Below are 22918 nucleotides of genomic sequence, written 5' to 3'. Positions count from 1 at the left end.
CGCCGGTGGTTTCGAAGCCCGGTGGGTTAAATCGTCCGACACCCGCGCTCGAACCGACGGGTCGTAACTTAAATTTTCCCGACGGCGAACCGAGTCCGGCGTCTCGGAGTGGTGTGGCACCCGTTCACGAGACTCGGTAAATCGAGTTCCGAAAATATTAAATAGCTTTCGGAAGAAGCCAACGTCAAGGAATTGAGGCCGGGTTTTTCAGGTTCTCCCTGCCCGGTAGCCCGCGCCATCTCCGCAACGAGGAGCCACAATGTCAGACGTAACTACGCGAGTCAAGCGAACGGAAGCAGAGGAAGAGGTCGAAGAAGAAACCGACGAGTCAACCGCCTGCCCCGAGTGCAACGGGAATCTCATCTCGGACACCGAACACGGCGAGACGGTCTGCGAGGAGTGCGGACTGGTCGTCGACGAGGACCAGGTCGACCGCGGGCCGGAGTGGCGCGCGTTCGACTCCAAGGAGAAGAACGAGAAGTCCCGCGTCGGCGCGCCGACGACGAACACGATGCACGACAAGGGCCTCTCGACCAACATCGACTGGCGGAACAAGGACGCCTACGGCAACTCGCTGGGGTCGCGCCAGCGCGAGAAGATGCAGCGGCTTCGCAAGTGGAACGAGCGGTTCCGCACCCGCGACAGCAAGGAGCGCAACCTCAAGCAGGCGCTCGGCGAAATCGACCGCATGGCCTCCGCGCTCGGCCTCCCGAACAACGTCCGTGAGACCGCGTCGGTCATCTACCGCCGCGCACTCGACGAGGACCTCCTGCCCGGCCGCTCCATCGAGGGCGTCTCGACGGCCTGCGTCTACGCCGCCGCGCGGCAGGCGGGCGTCCCGCGGAGTCTGGACGAAATCGCCGACGTGAGTCGAGTCGAGAAGAGCGAGGTCGCACGGACCTACCGCTACGTGGTACGGGAACTCAACCTCGAAGTCAAGCCCGCGGACCCCGAGAGCTACGTCCCGCGGTTCGCCTCCGGACTCGACCTCTCGGACGAGGCCGAACACCGCGCCCGCGAACTGCTCCAGACCGCCAAGGAGAAGGGCGTCCACAGCGGCAAGTCGCCGGTCGGACTCGCCGCCGCCGCGGTCTACGCCGCCGCCCTCCTGACCAACGAGAAGACCACGCAGGCAGAGGTCAGCGAGGTCGCCGACATCAGCGAAGTCACTATCCGAAACCGCTACCACGAACTGCTGGAGGCCGAAGAGGCCCCCGCGATGGCCTGAACCGGCGACGCCGCTCACCCGGTCGGCCCGACGCCGGGCGACGCCGCTCCTTTCTAGTTACATACGGTTTGAAACCGAAAGAGAATTGTACGGCCCCCAGAGACGGCTTACCGAGCGGATGGAGACCGAACACCGGATTCACGTCGGCGACGCCCGGGAGATGACCGCGCTGGGCGACGACTCCGTCGAACTCGTCGTGACCTCGCCGCCGTACCCCATGATAGCGATGTGGGACGACCTGTTCGCGGAGTTGGACCCCGAAATCGAGGCGTTGCTGGCGGAAGGCGACGCCGAGGCCGCCTTCGAGGCGATGCACGCCGCGCTGAACCCCGTCTGGGACGAACTCGCGCGGGTCCTCGTGGACGGCGGCGTCGCCGCGGTCAACGTCGGCGACGCCACCCGGAGCGTCGGCGACGGCTTCCAACTCTACCCGAACCACGCCGAACTCATCACCAGATTTCGCGAGCGGGGCTTCGACCTCCTGCCGGACGTGCTGTGGCGCAAGCCGGTCAACAGCCTCACCAAGTTCATGGGGTCGGGGATGGTGCCGCCCAACGCCTACGCGACCCTCGAACACGAATACGTCCTCCTCTTTCGGAACGGCGGCGAGCGCCGGTCGTTCGAGACCGGGGCCGAGCGCCGGTACGAGGCCGCCTACTTCTGGGAGGAGCGCAACGACTGGTTCTCGGACCTCTGGACCGACGTGCAGGGCGAGGGCCAGCGACTCGACCACGACGAACTCCGGACGCGCTCGGCCGCGTTCCCCTTCGAGGTCCCCTATCGACTCGTCAACATGTATTCGGTGTACGGCGACACGGTGCTGGACCCCTTCTGGGGCACGGGCACCACCAGTCTCGCGGCGATGGTCGCGGGGCGCAACTCGGCGGGCTACGAACTCAGCACGGAGTTCCGCGAGGTGTTCGACGACCGCCTCGCGGCCGTCGAGGAGTTCGCCGACGAGAAGAACCGCGAGCGACTCGACGCCCACCGCGAGTTCGCGGAGGGGAGGGACCTCGGCTACGACGCCGAGAACTACGACTTCGAGGTCAAGACCAAACAGGAACGCGAGTTGCAGTTGTACACGGTCGAGGATTACGAGCGCGACGGCGACCGCTACGTCGTTTCCCACCGGCCGTTCGACGGCGGATGACCGATACGTCGTCGACCGAGTCCCGGTCGGAGCAACGAGTACACTTTTCCACGCTCCCGACCGACACCCACGCATGAACTTCGAGGAGTTCGTCCTCGCGGCCAGCCTCGCCGACCTCGACGCCGAGGCCCGCGCTCGCCGACACGCCGACGCCGTGGAGTTCCGGATGGATCTCGCCAGCGACCCGCTCGCCGCGTTAGAATCGTACGACGGCGAACTGCCCGTCCTCGCCACCAATCGCGCGGCGTGGGAAGGAGGCGAGGCCGAGGACGACGAGACCCGCCTCGCCGAGTTGGCCGAAGCCGCGGAACTGGCCTGCGTCGGCGCGGTGGACGTGGAACTGGAGAGCCTCACCGCGGGCGAGGGCGAGCGAGTCGCCGAGCGCGCGCGCCGGGCCGGCACGACGGTGGTCGCCTCGGTTCACGACTTCGAGCGCACGCCGTCGAGACCCGACCTCCGCGACGCCCTCGAAACCGCGACCGAGCGTGCCGACGTGGGGAAACTCGCAGTCACGGCCGAGAGTCGGAGCGACGTGCTGGACCTGCTGGCGGTCACCCGCGAGTTCGACGCCGCGGGAGAGCGCGTGGCGACGATGGCGATGGGCGCGCCCGGCCGCCACTCTCGGGCGGTCGCGCCCCTTTACGGGTCCCGAATCGGGTACGCGCCGGTTGACCCCGCAGATGCAACCGCGCCTGGTCAGTACGACCTCGAAACGCTGGCCCGCCTCGTAGAAGACTTAAAATAGAGCGTCTGTATTGACGGATGCCGCCGGTCTCGTGGGACAGCATTTATTAGCGTCGGTCGGTTAGCGCCGGGTAGTGACTCGCACGAACTCCGAAAAGCGTCCGTGGCTGGGCGCACTGCTCTCGTTTTTCCTCCCCGGGCTCGGACACGTCTACCTCCGAGAGTGGCTTCGCTCGGCGATGTGGTTCGCGTTCGCGGTCAGCGCGGTGTTGCTGTTCGTCTCGCCGCCCGAGACCGTAGCGGCCTCGAGCAGCGTCTCGGCCGCGTTCGACGCCGCCATGGAGGCGACGCGGGGTCTCGGCTGGCAGGAACTGCTCCCGATTTGGGTCGTGCGCCTGTTCAGCGCCGTCGACGCCTACTGGCTGGCGCTCCAACACGAACCCGCCGAGGAGGCGGCTGAGCAGTGCCCCTACTGCGGCAAGCCCGTGGACGAGGACCTCGACTTCTGTCAGTGGTGTACGACGCCGCTTCCGGAGCGCGAGGGTCCCAACGGGCCGACCGAAGGAAACGCGGTTTCGCGGTAAACGAGCAGTTCTCAACGCGACCGGCCCGGACGGACTACTTCTCGATGATGCTCTCTTCGACCGCTTCGCCGAAGTGCCGAGCGCCGCCCTCGCGGAAGACCCGGAGTTCGTCGCCCGCTTCGAGGTCGGTGACCGCCTTCCGGCCCTCGGCGGTGGCGACCTTGATGGTCTCGGCGTTCTGGAGCAGCGTCTCGACCCGGTCGCCGTCGTCGAACTCGGCCACCACGCGGAACATCGGGCGCTTCTCTATCTTGACCCGGCCGACCGTCGCCTCGCGGGTGTGGCCGTCGGTGTCCACGACCTGCACCTCGTCGCCGGACTGCAACTCCGCGAGGTACTTCGTGCCGCCGTCGGGCGTCCGGACGTAGGCGTGGACCGCGCCCGCGTTCACTCGGAACGGCCGGGAGGCGACGTACGGCGACTCGGCGGTCTCGGCGTGGACGAAGAAGAGTCCGCGGGACATCGACCCGACGAGCATCCCCTCGTCGTGGTCCATCAGGCTCCCCGTATCGACGCAGACGCGGTCGGCGCTCCCGGTTCGCTCGATGGTCACGACCTCCGCCCAGTCTAGATCGAGGGTCTCGCGCTCGGCCTCGTCGCGGACCGCGACGGTCTCCCGAATCTCGTCGGGGTCGTCGGTGTCGAGCAGGACCGCGTCGCTCCCGATTTCGAGCGTCTCGAACGCGGTCTTGGCCTCTTCGGCGGTCGTGACGCCCGCGACGAGTTCGGTCTCCTCGCCGATGCGCGCGATGAGGTTCTCGAGCGGGATGATGGTCCAGTCCTCGCCGACGACGACGGTGTAGTCGGCCTCCGTCGCGGCCGCCTCGGCGAACGCCTCGTAGTCCTCGTCGAGGATGCGGACGTACGCGCCGTTCGCCCGGTCGTCGTCGCGCCGGAGCGTCGAGAGGTCCGCCGACCCGGAGAAGTCGTTGGGCAGGTCCACGGTCCCGTCGCCCTCGCCGTCCTTGCCGACGATGTACGCGTCGGCCTCCGCGCGCGATTCGGCCTCGTCGATTACCTGCGCGTCGCCGTGGGAGAACGCCGCGACGTTCACGTCGCCGAGTTCGCGAACGCGTTCCACGTCGGCGGCGTCGACCAGCACCCAGTCGACGCCCGCTTCGAGTCCCGCCGTGATTCGCTTCCGGCGGTCGTCCCAGTCGCCGACCGCGTCGTCGGCCTTGAGCCAGACAGAGCGTGTCATATTCCCACGCTTGCAGCGGGACGGCTTGAACGTGGCGGATGTGACGAATCGTGCGCGGTCCAGAGCGGACGTTCGCTGTGGCACTGCGTAGAAAGGCGAGAGGCGCGACGAGCGTCTATCGGTGGTCGGTCTCGGCGAGCGCGTTGTCGAGAGTCGGTCGGCGGGCGCGACGCCGGAGAGAGACGGTCTCAGCGGTCCGTAGTTGTGGTCGCGGTCTCCGCTTTCGCCGTGGTCGCGTTCCCCGCCGCCGTCGCGGTTTCGTTCTCCGTCGTGGTCGGGGGCGTCGCGGCCCCGACCCACGACGGTCGCTCGACCGACGCGTTGCCGACCTCGGTCAACTCGAAATCGTAGTGAATCCGGGTCTCGTTGTCGCCCTCGTAGGTCGCGGTCAGCGACAGCGAGTGGACCCGGCCCGCCGAGTCCACGCGGAGCGTCGACCGCAGGTCGGTGTAGTTCGCGGCGGCGACCGGGTCGGTCGCTCGGAGGACCGTCATCGTCCGATTGTCGGCGCGTTCGGTCCGGACGCGCTCGTACTCTCCGGCGGTCAGCGCGAGTTCGAGGAGCCACGACTGAGTGACCTGCGAGTCGAGGTCGGCCCGCGGCAGGTGCGCCCACGTCTCGTCGGCCAGATTGCCGCCCGACCGGTTGTAGCGTCGGAGTTCGGTCCTGTTCTCGCCGCGGTACCGGACGACCACGGCCGTCCCGTTCGCCCAGAGGTCGGTCGACACCGAGGAGGTGCCGTCTTCGAACCGGCGCACGCTGTTCGAGTGGACGACCAGCGGCGAGAGGCCCTCGCCGACGGTTCCGCGCTGGAGGGTCCACTGGCTGGCGGGACCGACCGAGACGTTCGCCCGGAACCGGAACGCGAAGCTGGTGTTGTTGAGCGCGCGCCGGTGAGCGCCGACCAGCGCCTCGGCGTCCTCGACGCCCGTGGCGTTGACCCCCGGCGGCAGCGAGGCGTTCGCCGACGAGTCGTTCGGGGTCGACGTACTCGTCGCGATACCGCTCGCGGTTGTCGCGGTTGTCGCGGTCGTCCCGGTCGTCTTCGAGTCGACTGTCGGCGCGTCCGTCGTGGGAGTCGCGGCCGTGGTCGTGGCTGGGCCGCCGTCGCTCCCGGCGCACCCGGCGAGGACGACGAGAAGCACGACGACGAGCGCGGCGCTGCGTGACGCCATTTGGTTCGACTCCGACGCCCGCGCCCATAAACTGAGGGTATCGTGCCGGGTCGTTTTCCGGATTAGCTACCACTTGTGCGGACTAATCGGGGCCTAATCGGCCGCCGTCCGCGAAAAATCGCCCGCAGCGAAACGCCCGGACAGCGCGTCAGCAGGCCGCCAGATGGCCTACTGGCGGGCCGCCAGTAGTGTATCGGGTTCGTCGGTGCGTCGGGACGGTCGGTGCGTCGGGACGGTCGGTGCGTCGGGACGGTCGGTGCGTCGGGACGGGTGGCGCACCGAATCGGTCCGCGTGCCGACCCGGTCAGCGCACCGAGTCGAGGATGAGGCTCTGCTCGACGCGCTTGACCTCGTGTTGCACGTCGCGAACCGCGTCGATGTTGGCCGAGATGGAACTGACGCCCTCGTCGACGAGGTGCTGGACCATCTTGGGCTTGGACCCCGCCTGCCCGCAGATGGAGGTGTCCACGTCGTGCTCGCGGCAGGTCTCGATGGTCTGGCTGATGAGTTGCAGGACCGAGGGGTGGAGTTCGTCGAACCGGTCGGCCACGTTCTCGTTGTTCCGGTCCACCGCGAGGGTGTACTGGGTAAGGTCGTTGGTGCCGAACGAGGCGAAGTCGATGCCCTGCTCGGCCATCTGCTCGACGCCGAGCGCCGAGGCCGGCGTCTCTATCATCACGCCCCACGTCCGCTTGTCGGGGTCGATGCCCGACTCCTCCATGAGGTTGCGCGCCCGAATCACGTCCTCGGCGTCGTTGACCAGCGGGAACATGATTTCGACGTTGTCGTAGCCCATCTCGTAGAGGCGGGCGAACGCTTCGAGTTCGTGCTTGAACACGTCCGGCCTGTCGAGGCTCCGCCGGATGCCCCGGTAGCCGAGCATCGGGTTGTGCTCGTCGGGTTCGTCCTCGCCGCCCTGCAGTTGGCGGAACTCGTCGGTGGGCGCGTCGAGCGTCCGGACCCGGACCGGTCGGGGGTAGAACTCGTCGGCGACGCCGCGGACGCCCTCCACGATTTCGTTGACGTAGGCGTCGACGCCGTGGTCGTCGATGTACTTGGCGGGCGTCTTGTTCGTGGAGAGTATCATGTGTTCCATCCGGAGCAGACCCACGCCGTCGGCGCCCGTGGCGGCGGCGCGCTCGGCGGCCTCCGGGATGGAGACGTTGACCTTCACCTCGGTCGCCGTCATCGGCTTGACCGGGGTCTTCGGGCGGGCCTCCTCGATGGGTTCGCGCTCCTCGGTCGTCTCCGTTCGGCCCTGCGTGACGGTTCCCTTGTCGCCGTCGATGGTGATGCGCTGGTCGTCGGTCAGCGTCGCGGTGGCGTCGGTCGAACCGACGACCGCCGGGACGCCGAGTTCCCGGGAGACGATGGCGGCGTGGCTGGTCATCCCGCCCTCGTCGGTGACGATGCCCGCCGCCCGCTTCATCGCGGGCACCATGTCGGGCGTGGTCATCTCGGTGACGATGATGTCGCCGTCGCTGACCTTGTCGAGTTGGTCGAGTTGGTCGACGATGCGGACCGCGCCCGAGGCCATGCCCGGACTCGCGCCGAGTCCGGAGACGAGCACGTCGCCGTTGGCGCCCGCGCCGGCGTCACCTGCGCCGCCCGCGGCCTCGACCGCACCGCTCCCGTCGGCGATGCCGTCGGCCCCCGCGGCGGTCGCGCTCGCGCCGTTGGCGTCCGCGCTCGCGCCGTTGGCGCTCGCCCCGTCGTCGGTCTCGATTTCGGTCTCGCCGTCGTCGATGGTCGTGATGGGACGCGACTGGAGCATGAAGACCTCGCCGTCGACGATGGCCCACTCCACGTCCTGAGGCGTCCCGTAGTGGTCCTCGACTCGTTCACCGAGTTCCACGAGGCGCTCGATGTCGCGCTCGTCCAGGACTTGGGCCTCGCGCAGGTCGTCGGGGACCTCGCGCTCGACCGTCTCGCCGGTCGCCTCGTCTTTCTCCATCATCGTCTTCTTGTCGGCGACGGTTACCTCTTCGACCGCGCCCGAGTCGCGGTCCACGACGTAGTTGTCGGGCGAGACCGACCCGGAGACGACCGCCTCCCCGAGTCCCCACGCGGCCTCGATGATGATGCGCGACGCGCCGGTCGAGGGGTGGCTCGTGAACATCACGCCGGACTTCTCGGCGTCGACCATGCGCTGGACGACGACCGCGATGTCGACTTTGTCGTGGGCGAAGCCCTTCTCTTGGCGGTAGTAGATGGCTCGCTGGGTGAACAGCGACGCCCAGCACCGCTTGACGCGGTCCACGAGGTCCTCACGGGTGACGTTGAGGAACGTCTCCTGCTGCCCGGCGAACGAGGCGTCGGGCAGGTCCTCGGCGGTCGCCGACGAGCGGACCGCGACGAAGTCGTCGCCGTCCCCCATCTCGTCGTAGGAGTCGTATATCTCCTGGCGAATCTCCTCGGGCATCTCGGTTTCGAGAACGAGTTCCTTGGCCCGAGACTGGGCCTCCGCGAGCGCCTTCGAGTCCTCCGTGTCCACGTCCACGGTCTCGAACAGTTCCTCGTCGATTCCCGTCTCCTCGATGAACGAGCGGTAGGTGCCGGCCGAAACCACGAACCCCGAGGGGACCGGCAGGCCGGCGCCGGTGAGTTCCCCCAGCGACGCGCCCTTCCCGCCGACCAGTTCGAGGTCGTCCGCGGTGATTTCGTCCAGCCAGAGTACAGCCATTGGTGCATGTGAGAGAACAAGAAGGCGAATAAAGAATGTTCCGACCGGTTAGCTCCCTGAATATTAACTCGAAACCGGATTTAGTTTTGGAACTCTCGACTCCCGGCGCGGTCGGTGACATTTCTTGCCGAAACGCGCTCGGCCCGGTGGGACGCTCGGCCCGGCGGGACGCCCGACGACGCGGACCGCCGTCGCGCTGGAGCGACTCGCGTCTCGCAGGTCTCGCTCCTCGGTTCACCGGACCTGGCCTCCGCACCTCTCGGCTTCCCGCCGCGACTCCTACATTCTCCGACACGAAAACGGATGAGTTTATACGTCTCCGTTCGTCTCACCCACGCATGGACGCGAGTCGTTCGCTTCGGTGGGCAGTCTACTACGTCGTCCTCGCCGGAATCGCCACCGCGGTCGGTGGCGCACTCGTCGGCGGCGGGGTCGTCTTGGGCATCGCAGACGGGTACGAACAGTTGGCCGAGGGCGCGGCGCTGACGACGGCGCTGACGACCGCCGCGCCCGGTCTCGTCCTCGCGTTCCTCGGCGTCGTCCTCTGGGCCGTCGGGAGCGTCACGGCGTTCGTGCGGGTGTTCACCGCCGCCGTCGAGGAGCAGATGCGCGAGCGCTTCGACAGCGAGAAGGTCAAGAGCGAGATCCTGTCGGTGCTCGACGAGCGCCTCTCGGAGGTCGAACACGACGTGTCGGAGACCCGCCGCCAGATGTCGGAACTCAAGCGCGAGGAGACCGCAGACGAGTTCCAGTTCGGCGAACAGCAGTAGTCGAGACCGAATCGGGTCCGCGTCGGTTGCAGGTGCAACGACGGGAACGGAGTTCGCGAACGGCGAAATGGGGCGGGAACAGCGAGGAGATTCACCGGGTGTGTTCTGAGAACGATTTATAATTCCGAAGAGCGCATTTTTATTTTCTAAAGCAAGGTCTACCTTCCTCGACCGCCAATCGTTGACACAGGAGGGCAACCTTTCTACGGCGCGCCCCCGAGACACCAGGCATGGACGACGCCGAGGTATCGAGCGCACACGACGCCGAGAGCGAGGACCGCGCGGACCCAGACCGCGACGGAAACGACGAACCCGCCGACGGAGACGGAGCGGACACCGACGACCTCGCGGCGGTCGTCGCCGACGCCGACCGCGAACTCTCCGCCGAGACCGTCGAGGCGATGGTCCGCGAGATTCGCCCGGCGTGGTCGGTCCGCGAGGCGACGCCCGCCGCGGAGGGGACCGACGTGGTCTACTTCGTCACCGCCGAGACGCCCGACGGTCCCCGCGAGTGCGTCCTGAAGGCCTGCGAGTTCCTCGACCCGCGCGCGTTCCGGCCCGAACCGTACCTGATGGCGGTCGTCGGCCGTCGGACCTCGATTCCCGTGCCGGACGTCGTCGGCGCGGTGGACGACCACCCGGACCTGCCCGCGCCGTTCTACCTGATGGAGCGCTGCGACGGCGAGGTCCGGGAGGACGAGGTCCGCGACCTGCCCGCCGACGCGACGGAGCGTCTCGCCCGCGACGCCGGGCGCTATCTGGCCGACCTCCACGCGCTCGGGGACTTCGAGGCGTTCGGCACCGTCGTCCTCGCGCGCGACGCCGACGCTCGCGGGGCGGGACCGACCGCGGACGACTCCGCCCTCGTCACCGACGCCGCCGTCCGCGTCACCGACCGAGCGGCCGCTCCGACCGCCGGCCGAACGGCCGCCCTGACCACCGACGAGGCGGCCACCGACTCGTGGCGCGCGCGAGTCGAGCGAACGGTCGCCGACAACTTGGGCGACTTCCACGACCGGTTCGCCGACCTCGAAGCCGACCTCTGGAAGTTCATAGACTCGCGCCTCGACGCCCTCCACGGCGACTTCGACCCAGTCTTCGGCGACGACGACTACCGACTCGGCAACCTGCTGGTCGACCCCGCGACCGGCGAGACGCGGGCGGTCCTCGACTGGGGGAACGCCTCCACGCTCGAACCGCAGTACAACCTCGTGGTGACCGAGCAACACCTCAGCGGGTGGGCGCGCCACGACGACCCGCTCCGCGAGCGGGTCCGCGCGGCGCTCCGCGAGGGGTACCGTGAGCGGAGCGAGCGCGGCGCGTCGAGCGCGCCCGACGACCTCGGATTCGGTCCCGACGCGGAGCGCCGTCGGGAACTGTATCTGGGGGTGACGCGCCTCCTCCCGCTGGTTTGGTTCTCGCTCTGGTACGACGGGCGGACCGACGCCGGGCGCGAGGCGGCCGCCGAGATGCACCGCCGAGCGGTCCGGGAACTGGTCGAACGATAGCCGGTCTACGCACCCGCTCGAAAGCCGAGAGTCGCCGCCGACCGCTCAGGCCTCGATGATGTCGTCGCCGTCGTCCAGTTCCGGAACTCGCAACTCGCCGTCGAGCGCCGTGGCGGCCTGCCCGCCGACCCGGACCTCCTCGCCGACGCGCACGCGGACGCGCCCCGGCCGGTCCACGAAGTGGCCCTGCTCGAACACCATCTCGTCCGGAACCCCCTCGCCGTCGAACGCCTCGACCTCGCGGAGGTAGGCGCCCGTCGCACCGCTCGCGGTTCCCGTCACGGGGTCCTCCGGGACGCCAGCGGCGGGCGCGAACATCCGGCCGTGGAGCGTCGAGTCGGCCCCGAGCGCGTCGAAACTGAAGGCGTAGACGCCGGTCGCATCGACCTCCTCGCTGATGGCATCGATTTCGCCGAAGTCGGGGTCCATCGCCGAGACGTGTTCGAGGAAGTTGACCGGCACGACGAGGAAGGGGAGACCGGTCGAGGCCACCGCCAGCGGGAGGTCCGCGCCCACGTCCTCCAGCGCGGCGTGGTCGATGCCGAGCGCGTCGCCGATGCGCTCGTAGTCGAGGTCCACCTCTCGGACCTCGGGGGCGTCCTGCGTCATCCAGACGGTGCCGTCCTCCGTGACCTCGATTTCGAGGACGCCGACGTTGGTTTCGAGGCTGTGAGTGCCGGGGGCGATGACGCCGTCTTCGAGCAGGTGGGCGTGGGAGGCGATGGTCGCGTGGCCACAGAGGTCCACCTCGGTCGTCGGCGTGAAGTAGCGGACCCGCCGGTCGGCCTCGTCGCTCTCCCGGAAGAAGGCGGTCTCGCTGACCGCGAGTTCGTTCGCGATGGCCTGCATCTGGCTCTCGGTGAGGTCGGCGGCGTCGGGGACCACTCCCGCCGCGTTTCCGGCGAACGGTTCGTCGGCGAAGGCGTCTACCTGTAGGGCGCGTCGCGTCTCCATGGTCGCATCCAGTGGCGGAGACCCCTTATGCGTTCGTGAGACGGAATCGACGGCCGACGCCGACGGGACCGCCGCGAGACGCGCCTGTAAACCGTTAAGTGTGCAGGAGTGCGAGTCCCGAGGTGGTATGAGCGAACTCCCCGACGAGTTCAAGTGCACGATTACGAACTGGGAGTACATCTACGGTCTCTGCCGCGACGTCAGCGACCAGGTGAAGCGGGACTCCTTCGAACCGGACGTGGTGGTCGCGCTGGCCCGCGGCGGGTGGTTCGCGGGGCGGTGTATCTGTGACTTCCTCGGAATGGACGACCTGACGAGTCTCAAGATGGAACACTACGTCGGGACCGCCGAGAAGGCCGACGAACCCGAGGTGCGCTATCCGATGCCGGAGGGGAGCGTCGAGGGCAAGGACGTACTCATCATCGACGACATCGCCGACACCGGCGGGTCCATCGAGCGCGCCGAGGAGTACGTCACGGACCGGGACGCCGGCGAGGTCCGGACCGCGACCCTCCAACTCCTCCAGACCAGCGAGTTCGAACCGGACTACATCGGGGAGCGACTCGACGAGTGGGCGTGGATAGTCTACCCGTGGAACTTCATCGAGGACATGATAGACATCACCAGCGGCGTGATGGACAAGGCCGACGGCGATAGCTTCACGACCGAGGAGATTCGCCACCTGCTCAGCGAGTTCCACGACGTCGAGCGCATCGAGATGGAAATCGCCCAACCCGACCGCATGGACGAGGTGTTGAACGAGATGGTTCGCCGGGACGTGCTGGCCGACGAGGGCGAGACGTGGCGTCTGGTCGAGAACGAGAACGGCGTGGGTGCCTGAGGCGACTCGCCGCGTTCGGACTCCGCTCTCCGTTCCGAGCGCCGATGCTATCGGATTTCTGAACTTTTAACGCGGTGGGCGAACGACGGGAGTACATGCGAGAATACCTCTACCTCGGCGGCGCCATCGCGGCCGAGGTGACCGGCACCGCGGCGCTCAAGTTCTCGGACGGGTTCGCGAACGTCGTTCCGTCGCTCGTTGTCGTCGCCGGCTACGTCGGGTCCTTCTACCTCCTGAGTCTCACCCTTCAGGAGCTACCGATAGGACTAGTGTACGCGACGTGGTCGGCGGTCGGAATCGTGGCCGCGGCGCTCCTCGGCGTCGTCGTATTCGACGAGTCGCTCGACGCCGCGGGCGTCGTCGGGATGGCGCTCATCGTCGGCGGCGTCGTCGTCCTGAACCTCTTCTCCGACGCGTACAGTCCCGCCCACTGACGGCCGACGCCCTCTGCGGGAAGTCGACGGTTTCGACCCGAGGGGGCGACCGTCGATCGTGACGCCGAAGGGTAGCCGTTTAGTACCCGCCGACGCGAGTCTACCCCATGACGATCGGCTTCATCGGCGGAAGTGGAATCTACGAGGCCCTGCCGCTGGAAGACACCCGCGAAGAAGAGATTTCGACCCCGTTCGGCGACCCGTCCGCGCCCGTCACCATCGGCGAGTTGGCCGGCGAGGAGGTCGCGTTCCTGCCGCGCCACGGCCCGGACCACCAACACACGCCGACCAACGCGCCGTACAAGGCCAACATCCACGCGCTGAAGCAGGTCGGCGTCGAGCGCGTGCTGTCGAGCAACGCGGTCGGGAGTCTGCGCGAGGACCTGCCGCCCCAGAGTCTCCTCGTGCCCGACCAGATTTTCGACCGGACCAAGCACCGGGACTCGACGTTCTTCGGCGACGGCATCGTGGTCCACATGCCGTTCGCGGACCCCTACTGCCCGCACATGGTCGAGCATCTGGCCGACTCGTGCGAGACCGCGACCGACGCCGAATCCGAGGAGGGCGGCACCTACGTCTGCATCGAGGGACCGCAGTACTCGACCCGGGCCGAGAGCGAGTTCTACCGCGACCAGGGCTGGGACGTCATCGGGATGACGACGATTCCGGAGGCGAAACTCGCCCGCGAGGCCGAGATGTGCTACGCCACGGTTACGGGCGTCACCGACTACGACGTGTGGAAGGAGGACAGCGAGGTCACGCTCCAAGAGGTGCTCGACAACGCCGCGGAGAACGAGGAGGCCATCAAGGAAGTCGTGGAACACGCGGTCCGGAACATGCCCGACGAGCGCGAGTGCGACTGCGGCCACGCGCTCGAAGGGACCATCAACACGCCGACCGAGGCGATTCCCGACGAGACCCGCGAGCGCGTCGAACCCTTCGTCGGCGAGTACCTGAACTGACCGACTGTCGGCCGTCGTTTCGAGCGTTTTTCTTTGGTAGTGTACGGGAGCAGGTGAAACGGCCGAGAAGCTAGCTCAGATTCGAGCCACGAAGCCACCGCTCGGAAGAAGTAGTGGCGAACGAACCGCGACCGGAAATCCGGGAGAACTAGTCCGCAATCGCGGGCGCTTCGGGTTCCTCGGCAGTTTCAGCGTCCTCGACCCACAGGTCGCCGAACATGTCGTCCTGCTCCAGCGTCACGGTCCCGCGGTGCGAGAGGAACAGGAGCGCGAGGAACGTCTGGATGCGCGACCCGCCGATGGAGTCGATTTCGGCGTACAGCACCTCCGACCGGCCCTTGTCGTAGTGGCTCCGCAACTCCTCGCGCACGTCGTCGATGACCGCCTCGATGTCCTCCTCGTGGGCCGTGCCCGTCACGTCGTCCGCGGAGGGTTCCTCGTCCACGCGCATGTCGTCGTCCATGCGGTAGTCGAGCGTCTGGGTCCCGCGCTGGAACCCGGAGGGCGAGTCGGTGGTGTCGTAGCTTCTGGACTCCTTCCACCACGACCCGCGCTCGCGCTCCCGGAGTTCGCGGACGAGTTCGTCCAGCGTCTCGGGCGACCCGCGCGCGCTCTTGCGTTCGAGTCGGCGGTCCATCTCGTCTTCCAACTGCTCGACCGGGTCGAAGTCGGGGAACTCGCCGTCGGCGTCGGGGTCCATCGGCGCGTCCGGGCCGGGTCCCCACTCGTCCCACGGGTCCTCGGGTTCGGTCTCCTCCTCGTCGTCGTCGGCCAGCATCGCGTCGCTCTTCATGCGCAGGAGGACGCTGGCGTAGAACAGCGCCCGGCCCGAGGTCCGGAGGTCGGCCCCGTCGAGTCGGTCGAGGAACTTGTCGGTGACCGTGACGATGTCGATGTCCCACGGCTCGATTTCGCCCTCCTCGGCGAGTTGGACGAGGAGTTCGACGGGTTCGGCCTCGTCGTCCTCGGGGTCCGGGTTCACGTCGAGTTCCTCGCTAATGATGCTCTCCGATTCGTCGCCGTCGGCGGACGCCTCCCCGGCGTCCGCTTCGGAGTCACTGTCACCGCCGAACGGGTCCGACGCCTCGGCTTGGCGCTCGCGCTTCTCTTCCTCGTGGCCCGCGATGTTGAGCGGAACGTCACCGCCGCCGTCCGCTCGCAGGTCGTCGCTTCGGTCCTCGCTGCTCGCGGGTCGCTCCGCTCCCCGCTCGTCTGTCCGATTCTCCTCCGGGGAATCGCTGTTCGCGGCTTCGCCGCTCACGTCTTTCGAGGAGCTTCGCTCCTCGCTAGTCATCCGCGGGCACCTCCTCGTCGCCGTCACCCAACTGGATTCCCGTCACGGTACTCACGTTGTCGCCCTGCATCGTGACGCCGATGGCGCGCTCGGAGCGCTCCATCATCGCCGAACGGTGCGAGACCACGACGAACTGGGCGTCGCCCGCGAGTTCGTCCACCATCTCGCCGACTCGCTCGGCGTTCGCTGCGTCGAGGAAGGCGTCGACCTCGTCCAGCGCGTAGAACGGCGCGGGGTTGTACCGCTGGATGGCGAAGATGAACGCCAGCGCGGTCAGACTCTTCTCGCCGCCCGACATCGCGTCGAGACGCTGGATGGGCTTGTCGCCCGGTTGGGCCTTCATCGTCAGACCGCCGTCGAAGGGGTCCTCGTCGTCTTCGAGGTGGAGCGTCCCGGTCCCGTTCGAGAGGCGCTCGAATATCTCCTCGAACTGGTCGTCGATGGCCTCGTAGGCGTCCATGAACGTCGCTCGCTTCTGGTCCTCGTAGGAGTCGATGCGCTCGCGGATTCCCTCACGCTCCTCGACGAGGACCGATTTGCGCTCCTCCAAATCGTCGAGGTCGGATTTCACGTCGTCGTACTCCTCGATGGCCAGCATGTTGACCGGTTCCAACTCCTCCATCTGGCGTTCGAGGCGCTCGATGTTCTGCTCGACCTCCTTCAGGTCGGGAATCTCGTCGGCGTCGTACTCGCCGACCTGCTCGCGGAGTTCCTCGATGTCCTCTTCCAGTCGGTCGGCGCTCCGGTGCAGACTCTCGAGGCGGTTCTCGACGGTCTCGACCTCGGACTTCTTGTCGTCGCGCTCCTGCTGGGCCTCTCGGAGGTCGGCCTTCACGTCCTTGCGCTCGTCTTTGAGGTCCGCGAGTTCGTCTTCGAGTTCCGCGACGGCCTCGCGCTTCTCCTCCAGCAGGGCCTCTTGGTCCTCGATTTTGCCCTCCAACTCCGCTATCGTCTCCTCCTGCTCGGCCTTCCGGTTCTGGGCCTGCTCGATGTCGTCGTGGAGGTCCTCGATGGCCTCCTCGGCGTACTGCTTTTCGAGTTGGAGTTCGTTGAGTTCGCCGTCCAACTCGTCCATCTGGTCCTCCAACTCGTCGATTTCGGCCTCGATGTCCTCGGCCTCCGCGGTGAGTTCCGGAATCCGGGAGTCTTCGAGTTCGGTTTCGAGGTCCGCGATGGCGTCCTCGACGTCGTCGATGGCCGCCTCGCGCTCGTCTATCTCGTCCTCTATCTCCTCCATCTGCTCGTTGACGGCCTCGCGCTCGGCCTCCATCGCGACGAGTTCGTCTTCGATGTCCTCGATGCGCGCTTTCACGGACTCCAGTTCGTCCTCGGTCGATTCGATGGTCGACTCGATGGACCGCACTTGGTCGGTGGCGTCGCTCTTGCGGTCGCGGGCGTCGTCGAGTCGGCCCTCCACGTCCCGGATGTCCTCGCGAATCGACTTGCGTTCGTCCTCCAACTCGTTGATTCGCTGGGCGACCCGCTCCAACTGGCCCTTGCCGGACTTCGAGAAGGAGTAGCGCGACCCCGACTTCGACCCGCCGGTCATCGCGCCGCTCTTCTCGACCAGTTCGCCCGAGAGGGTCACGAGTCGGTAGTCGCCCATCAGGTCGCGCGCGGTCTCCATGTCCTCGACCACCAGCGTGTCGCCGAGGACGTAGGCGAACACGCCCGCGTACTGCGAGTCGAAGTCCACGAGGTTGTACGCGAAGTCCACGACGCCCGGCGCGTTGGGCGCGCTCGGGAGGTTCCGCGTGTGCATCTCGGTCAGCGGCAGGAAGGTCGCGCGCCCGGCGTTCCGGGACTTCAGATACTCGATGCACGACTGGCCCACGCCGTCGTCGTCCACCACGACGTGCGCCATCCGACCGCCGGCCGCGGTCTCGCAGGCGGTCGCGTACTTCTGGTTCACGCCGCCCAACTGGCCGACCGTGCCGTGGACGCCCGGCTTTTCGGCGTTCAGGATGGTCGAGACCGCCCGCCCGTACGAGGAGTCGCCGCTCTGGCCGGCCTTGGCTTCGAGTTCGGCGTACTCCTGCTGTTTGGCCTGAATCTCGTCCTCGACCGAGTCGAGGTCGTCCTGTAGCTCTCGTTTCTCCTGCTTGAGGTCCTCGACCACGTCGTCTATCTGAGCGCGGTTGCGCTCGGCCTTGGCCAACTCGTCTTCCAAGTCGTCGAGTTTGGTCTCTAACTCGGGAATCTTCTCGCGGGCCTCGTCGAGTTCCTGTTCCTTCTCGCTCTCGGCGTTCGACCGGCGTCTCGACTCGTCGATGAGGCGGTCTTTCTCGCGCTGGAGGTCGTTTCGCTCGCTCTTGTGTTCCTCCAGCACCTCCTTCTTCTCGGCGAGTTCGGCCTTCACCTCGTCGTACTCGGTGTCGATGGCCTCGATTTCGGCCTCGACCTCCTCCAACTCGGCCTCCTTCTGCTGTACGTCGGCCTTCACGGAGGACTTCTCTATCTTGATGTCGCGGATGTCCGACTCGAACTCCTCGACGTTCTCCTGCTTGCGGTCGATTTCGACGAACGCCTGTCGTCGGGTGTTCTCGGCGTCCTGAATCTTCTCCTCGGCCGACTCGATGGCGTCTTCGAGGCGCGAAATCTCGCCTTTGACCTCCTCGATTTCGCTCTTGATGCGCAACTGCTCGTCTTCGCCCTTCCGCTCGATTTCGGCGTTGAGTTCCTCCAACTCGTCTTCGAGGCGGATGACCGCGCCCTGCTTCTCGTCGAGTTCGGCCTGCAGGTCGGCCAACTCCTCCTCGCGGTCCTCGATGTCCTCCCGGGTGTGCGCGAGGTCCTCGCGCTTCTCCTCCAACTCGGCGGCCTTGAGGTGGCCCTCGTACTCCTGCTTCTCGTCGCGCAGGCCCTGATACTCGAGGGCTGTCTCTCGCTCGTCGGCCAACTGGTCGAGTCGGTCCTGTTTCTCTCCGATGCGGAGTTCGGCCTCGCTGATGCGCTCTTTGACCGTCTCCAGTTCTTCGAGCGCGTCGGCCTTCTTGGCGTCGAACTCCGCGACCCCCGCGATTTCGTCGATAATCTGGCGACGCTCGTGGGGCGTCATGTTGATTATCTCGGTCACGTCACCCTGCATGACGACGTTGTACCCCTCGGGCGTCACCCCGGCCTGCGCCAGCAGGTCCTGAATGTCCGAGAGGTTGACCGACCGGCCGTTGAGGTAGTAGTAGGAGTAGTAGTTGTCCTCGGTCTCCTTGACCCGGCGCTTGATGGTTATCTCGTCCACGTCGCCGACGTTCTCCGACCCGGCGGCGTTGACGACCTGCGCCCGGTCCAAGGTGCCGTCGCCGTTGTCCAACACGACCTCCACGATGGCCTCCCGCGGGCCGCTCGACTCCTCGCTCCCGTCGGCGTGGCCGGGGTTGTAGATGAGGTCGGTCAGTTTCTCGGCGCGGATGCCCCGCGTCCGCGCCAGTCCGAGCGCGAACAGGACGCTGTCGATGATGTTACTCTTCCCGGAGCCGTTCGGACCGCTGACAGTGGTGAAATCCTCGTAGAACGGGATTTCGGTCCGCCGTCCGAAACTCTTGAAATTGTCCAAGACGAGCTTTTTGATGTGCATGGTTGCTCGTACGTGGGGACCCCCGTTACGCGACGATGATGTCGTCGCCTAACCCGGAATCTTCCCCCGTCTCGTCTTCTTTCTTGGACTCTTGGCTTTTAGCCTCGTCGCTTTCCTCGCTTTCGGTCTCGCCGACGTCGGACTCCGGCGTCGGACTCGGCGTCGTCGCCTCGGAGGCCCCGCTCTCTTCGAGCGTTTCCAGTCGGTCGTGAACCTCGACTAACTCCTCGGTGAGTCCCTGAATCGTCGCTTCGAGTCGCTCGACCTTCGATTCGAGTTCCTCGACGCGATCGCCTTGGTCGCTCATGTCCGTGTTGGCCCACGGCAGGACCATAAACGTACGTCAGACACGCGTCAGAAATCCGCCATCAAACCGAGCGAGAGTTCGACACGAACGCGCTTGTTCTATCGGAGCGTATAAGTATTCGCTGCCGAGAGGTTCGATAATCTGAACGGATGACCGGAGGTACCGATTCGAAGCCGCGGCGCTCGCCGTCGACCCCGAAGCAGACGCTTGTAGCGCTCGCCGTCGTCGGTCTCGTCGCGGCCGCTCTCGCCCCGGCCGTCGGCGTCGCGTTCGCCGACGGCGGTGAGTCCAGCGAGAGTCTCCTCCCGACGACCGGCGCGACGGTCTCGAACCCTCCGAGCGCGACCGGCGAGGAGACGACCGACTCGGCCGCCGAACTGCTTCCGACCCCGGGGACCGCGCACCCGGGTGGCGGAGTCGGCGACCCGCCCGCGAGCGGACCCCCGTCCGGGACGACGACCCGTGAATCTTCCGAGCGCGATACCACGACTCGGGACTCGTCGAGCGAGGCGCGGAATCCCGGTCGGGGACGGGGGAAGGACCCCGCCGCGTCCCCCGGCTCGGGGCGGCCCGCCGACGGGCCGGACGAGCCGAACGGTCCCGGCCGAGCGCCCGGTCGAACACCCGACCACGCGCCGCCTACCGGGAACGAAACGCAAGACGACGACCGAACGCCCGGCGCGGGTGGTCGGCCCGGCGCCGAGCATCCGCCCGGACTCGGCGGACCACCGAACGCGACCGGACCGCAGGAGCGTCGAAGCGGTCCGCCGGGAGACCGGGCCGGGCCGCCGACGAACCGGACCGGAACGCCGGGGAACGGAACCGCGTTCCCCGGTACCGGGGCGGTTTCCGGAAACCGAACGCTCCCGCCGAACGCGACCGAGCGCGGACGACCCGTTCGCGCCGCGGTCGCACCGACCGTCAACGTCACCGTCGAGAACGCCTCGGCGAACGAACCGGTGGCGGTGAACGTCTCGACGCCCGGCAACCGCAGTCGGAACGTCTCGTTCTCGACCGTCGAGGTGACGCCGGCGCGGGACTCGAGTTTCACGCTGAACGTCACCGCGAGCGACCGGCCCATCGCCGAGAAGACCCCCGAAGAGCGCCTCTCGAACGGGACGCAACCGCTGGCGTTCCTGAGCGTCGACCACTCCATCTCCGACCGGAACATCAGCAACGTCACTTTCACGTTCCGAGTCCGGAGAGACCGCGTGAACGCCTCCGAGCGCGGCGAAATCGCTCTCTACCGCTACCACGGCGAGTCGTGGAACGAACTCCCGACGACGCTGGTCGAGACCACCGAGAGCCACTACGTCTACCGGGTGCGCTCGCCCGGCCTCTCGGAGTTCGCGGCCGGGAAACAGCGCCCGCAGTTCGAGATTACCGACGCCACGGTCGAACTATCGACCATCTCGGTCGGCGACGCGCTCGAAGTGCAGGTCCGAATCGCGAACGAGGGCGACGCCGACGGCACCTTCACCGCGGAACTCGTCCTCGGCGACCAGTCGGTCGCGCGCCGCCAACTCACCATCGCGGCGGGCGGCATGCGACAGACCACCTTCGAGCGCACGGTGGCCGACCCCGGTATCTACGAGGTGTACGTCAACGAGTTCCGGGTCGGCAACGTGGTCGTGAACGGGACCGCGAGGCCGGCAACAGACGGTGTGACGAACGCGGAAGCGACCGGCGGTGCGGCCACCGACCGCGGGAACGGAGGGACCGACGCGCTGCCCGACGCCGAGACGACTGCTAACGCTCCGGGCCTCGGCGTCGGTGCCGGTGTCGTCTCCGTACTCGGCTTCCTGCTCGGGGCGCGCTGGCGGAGTTAACGCGCCTCGCCTGCCGGTTCCGGGACCCGTTCTCAGACGTCGTCCGCGGGCCGCAGGTCCATCCGGACGACCGACCCTGACGGGTCGTTCTCGGTGAACGACAGTCGGCCGCCCGACCGCTCGACGACCCAGTGAGTCAACCAGAGGCCGAGACCGCTCCCGTGGTCGAGGTCGGTCTCCTCGCCGTCGGTCAGGACGGCGCGCTCGTGGTCCGGAATGCCGGGGCCGTCGTCGGCGACCGCCACGCGAATCCACTCCCCGTCGTCGTCGGTCGTCGACTCGACCGAAACCGACACCGCGGGGTCGGCCGCGTCGTTGTGTTCGACCGCGTTCTCGCAGACGTTCTCGACCGCCGCGTCGAACGCGGGGACGGCCGCCGCCAACTGCCGGTCGGGAACGTCGACCGACACCTCGGCGTCCGGGTACTCCTCGCTGACCGCGGACGCGGCGTCGGCCGCGACCGCCGCCACGTCGATTTCGACCGGTTCGGTGCCCTCGCCCTCCATTCCGGCCCCGAGGCGGCGCGCCTTCTCGCTCAGGTCCACGAGGTCCCACCCGCGAGTCGCGATTTTCTCGGCCGCGCCCCGGACTTCTGGGTCGTCGGACTCCTCGGCGACGAACTCGGCGTAGTTGACCACGACGGTCATGTCGTTGCGGAGGTTGTGGCGCAGGACGCGGTTGAACACCTGAATCCGCTGCTCGCGCTCCCGGAGTTCGTTCTCTCGCGTGGCCAGCGAGTCGGCGAGGTCGGTAAAGCCCTCACGTATTTGGCTCCACTCCTCGCCCGAGGAGAGACCGGGCGTGTGGTCGTAGTCGCCGTCGCGGAGCGCGCGGAAGCCGTCGAGGAGTTTCTCCGCCTGACGGATGTTGGCGTTGTACTCCCAGACCGCCAAGCCGATGACGAGCGACAGGACGAGTGCGAGACTCCCCGCCTGTAGTATCGCCATCTCGCGGAGGCGGGCGTCCAGCGTCGCCCGGTTCCGACTGACCCGCACCGTCCACCCCGTCGAGGAGACTGTCGCGGTGCTGGAGACGCCGTCGGTGAACGACCGTCGGGACTCGTGAAGCGTCTGATTCCCCATCCCGACCGAGACCGTCCGCACGTCGGTCTCCAGCGGTTTGACCATCGTGAGGAACGTGAACTCGTTGACCGGGAACGCGGCCGCGAGGACGCCGGTTATCTCGCCGTCCTCGAAGATGGGCGCGCTGATTATCACGATGTGCTGGTCACTGTCCGCGACGCGTTCGGGGTCGGTGACGTGTATCTCGCCCGTCCGGGCCGGCCGCTCGAAGTACGTCCGATTCTCGATGCCGTCGCCGACGGTCTGTCGGCGCACCTCGGGAGCCACGTCGCCCTCGAAGGCGACGACGGTGCCGTTGGCAGCGACCACCTGTCCGGCGAACACGTACGGGTTGGTCAGGAACCCGCGGAGGAACTCGCCGGAGCGACTGAAGTTGCTGGCTCGCGGCCGCGACGCGTGGAACCCGACGTAGTCCTTCTGCTGGCGGATTTGGGCGTCTATCTGCTCGGCGGTCCGAATCGCGGTCTGGTCGACGTTCTCGCGCATCTGGGCGACCGACCGGTCCTTGGCCAGTTCGAGTTGGCCGTAGACCACTCCGCTCAGCGCGAGCGTGACGACCAGCATCAGCACCGCGAACTTCGTCCGGACCTTCATTTTTCCTCCACCTGCTCGCTCGGGGGTAATGAACCTTCGTTCGTTAGTCTTTAGCGGCCCGACC

18 protein-coding genes are annotated in these 22918 nt (G+C 67.3%); 10 read left to right on the top strand and 8 right to left on the bottom strand.

Going from position 1 to position 22918, the window contains the following annotated elements; translation table 11 throughout:
* Positions 1-259: 259 nt before the first annotated feature.
* The 4 genes from M0R89_RS10670 (at position 260) to M0R89_RS10655 (ending at position 3646) form a co-directional block, all read left to right on the top strand.
* On the top strand, positions 260-1228 hold the full coding sequence (locus M0R89_RS10670; protein WP_248649070.1) for a transcription initiation factor IIB: 969 nt from the start codon (positions 260-262) through the stop codon (positions 1226-1228).
* A 118-nt stretch (positions 1229-1346) separates the two neighbouring features.
* Complete coding sequence (locus tag M0R89_RS10665; RefSeq protein ID WP_248649069.1) at positions 1347-2378, top strand: DNA-methyltransferase; 1032 nt, start codon at positions 1347-1349, stop codon at positions 2376-2378.
* A gap of 73 nt (positions 2379-2451) precedes the next feature.
* Positions 2452-3123 carry a type I 3-dehydroquinate dehydratase gene (locus M0R89_RS10660; protein WP_248649068.1) on the top strand — a complete coding sequence of 224 codons (672 nt, stop codon included), beginning with the start codon at positions 2452-2454 and terminating at the stop codon, positions 3121-3123.
* A gap of 73 nt (positions 3124-3196) precedes the next feature.
* Positions 3197-3646 carry a zinc ribbon domain-containing protein gene (locus tag M0R89_RS10655; protein ID WP_248649067.1) on the top strand — a complete coding sequence of 150 codons (450 nt, stop codon included), beginning with the start codon at positions 3197-3199 and terminating at the stop codon, positions 3644-3646.
* Between the two features lie 34 nt (positions 3647-3680).
* Here M0R89_RS10655 and M0R89_RS10650 read toward each other — a convergent pair whose 3' ends face one another.
* The 3 genes from M0R89_RS10650 to ppsA all read right to left on the bottom strand — a co-directional run bounded on the left by M0R89_RS10650 (position 3681) and on the right by ppsA (position 8705).
* Complete coding sequence (locus M0R89_RS10650; RefSeq protein ID WP_248649066.1) at positions 3681-4847, bottom strand: 3-dehydroquinate synthase II; 1167 nt, start codon at positions 4845-4847, stop codon at positions 3681-3683.
* Positions 4848-5035: 188 nt separating this feature from the next.
* Complete coding sequence (locus M0R89_RS10645) at positions 5036-6022, bottom strand: hypothetical protein (protein WP_248649065.1); 987 nt, start codon at positions 6020-6022, stop codon at positions 5036-5038.
* Between the two features lie 304 nt (positions 6023-6326).
* On the bottom strand, positions 6327-8705 hold the full coding sequence (gene ppsA / locus M0R89_RS10640; protein ID WP_248649064.1) for a phosphoenolpyruvate synthase: 2379 nt from the start codon (positions 8703-8705) through the stop codon (positions 6327-6329).
* 338 nt (positions 8706-9043) lie between these two features.
* On the opposite strand from ppsA, the gene M0R89_RS10635 reads away from it, so the two are divergent.
* On the top strand, positions 9044-9475 hold the full coding sequence (locus M0R89_RS10635; protein WP_248649063.1) for a hypothetical protein: 432 nt from the start codon (positions 9044-9046) through the stop codon (positions 9473-9475).
* Positions 9476-9705: 230 nt separating this feature from the next.
* Positions 9706-10983, top strand: a complete 1278-nt coding sequence (locus M0R89_RS10630; RefSeq protein ID WP_248649062.1) for a phosphotransferase family protein — start codon at positions 9706-9708, stop codon at positions 10981-10983.
* Between the two features lie 45 nt (positions 10984-11028).
* On the opposite strand, the gene M0R89_RS10625 is transcribed toward M0R89_RS10630, so the two are convergent.
* Positions 11029-11937 (bottom strand): PhzF family phenazine biosynthesis protein, encoded by a 909-nt coding sequence (locus M0R89_RS10625; protein ID WP_248649061.1) that lies wholly within the window; start codon positions 11935-11937, stop codon positions 11029-11031.
* A gap of 127 nt (positions 11938-12064) precedes the next feature.
* Here M0R89_RS10625 and M0R89_RS10620 point away from each other — a divergent pair, with 127 nt between their 5' ends.
* The 3 genes from M0R89_RS10620 to mtnP all read left to right on the top strand — a co-directional run bounded on the left by M0R89_RS10620 (position 12065) and on the right by mtnP (position 14174).
* On the top strand, positions 12065-12778 hold the full coding sequence (locus M0R89_RS10620; protein ID WP_248649060.1) for a phosphoribosyltransferase: 714 nt from the start codon (positions 12065-12067) through the stop codon (positions 12776-12778).
* A 95-nt stretch (positions 12779-12873) separates the two neighbouring features.
* Positions 12874-13212: a DMT family transporter gene (locus M0R89_RS10615; RefSeq protein WP_248649059.1), complete on the top strand. Its 339-nt coding sequence runs from the start codon at positions 12874-12876 to the stop codon at positions 13210-13212.
* A 107-nt stretch (positions 13213-13319) separates the two neighbouring features.
* A complete protein-coding gene (gene mtnP / locus M0R89_RS10610) occupies positions 13320-14174 on the top strand; it encodes an S-methyl-5'-thioadenosine phosphorylase (RefSeq protein WP_248649058.1) in 855 nt (284 codons plus the stop codon).
* Between the two features lie 148 nt (positions 14175-14322).
* On the opposite strand, the gene M0R89_RS10605 is transcribed toward mtnP, so the two are convergent.
* From M0R89_RS10605 to M0R89_RS10595, 3 genes are read right to left on the bottom strand one after another with little or no spacing between them, the layout of a single operon-like run.
* Positions 14323-15468: a segregation and condensation protein A gene (locus tag M0R89_RS10605; protein WP_248649057.1), complete on the bottom strand. Its 1146-nt coding sequence runs from the start codon at positions 15466-15468 to the stop codon at positions 14323-14325.
* On the bottom strand, positions 15461-19042 hold the full coding sequence (gene smc, locus M0R89_RS10600) for a chromosome segregation protein SMC (protein WP_248649056.1): 3582 nt from the start codon (positions 19040-19042) through the stop codon (positions 15461-15463). Before smc ends, M0R89_RS10605 begins: the two co-directional genes overlap by 8 nt.
* 25 nt (positions 19043-19067) lie before the next feature.
* The gene (locus tag M0R89_RS10595) at positions 19068-19349 is read right to left on the bottom strand and encodes a DUF7518 family protein (RefSeq protein ID WP_248649055.1); all 282 of its coding nucleotides are present in this window, start codon (positions 19347-19349) and stop codon (positions 19068-19070) included.
* Positions 19350-19498: 149 nt separating this feature from the next.
* Between M0R89_RS10595 and M0R89_RS10590 the strand changes: the two genes are divergently transcribed.
* Positions 19499-21178: a PGF-pre-PGF domain-containing protein gene (locus M0R89_RS10590; protein ID WP_248649054.1), complete on the top strand. Its 1680-nt coding sequence runs from the start codon at positions 19499-19501 to the stop codon at positions 21176-21178.
* Between the two features lie 32 nt (positions 21179-21210).
* Here M0R89_RS10590 and M0R89_RS10585 read toward each other — a convergent pair whose 3' ends face one another.
* Entirely contained in the window at positions 21211-22854 is a 1644-nt protein-coding gene (locus M0R89_RS10585; RefSeq protein ID WP_248649053.1) for a sensor histidine kinase, read from the bottom strand.
* Positions 22855-22918: the final 64 nt, after the last annotated feature.

Origin of the sequence: Halorussus limi, from assembly GCF_023238205.1 — an archaeon.
Lineage (GTDB): Archaea > Halobacteriota > Halobacteria > Halobacteriales > Haladaptataceae > Halorussus > Halorussus limi.
Note: the sequence above shows the minus strand (reverse complement) of the source record. Positions and strands in the feature narration are given on the sequence as shown.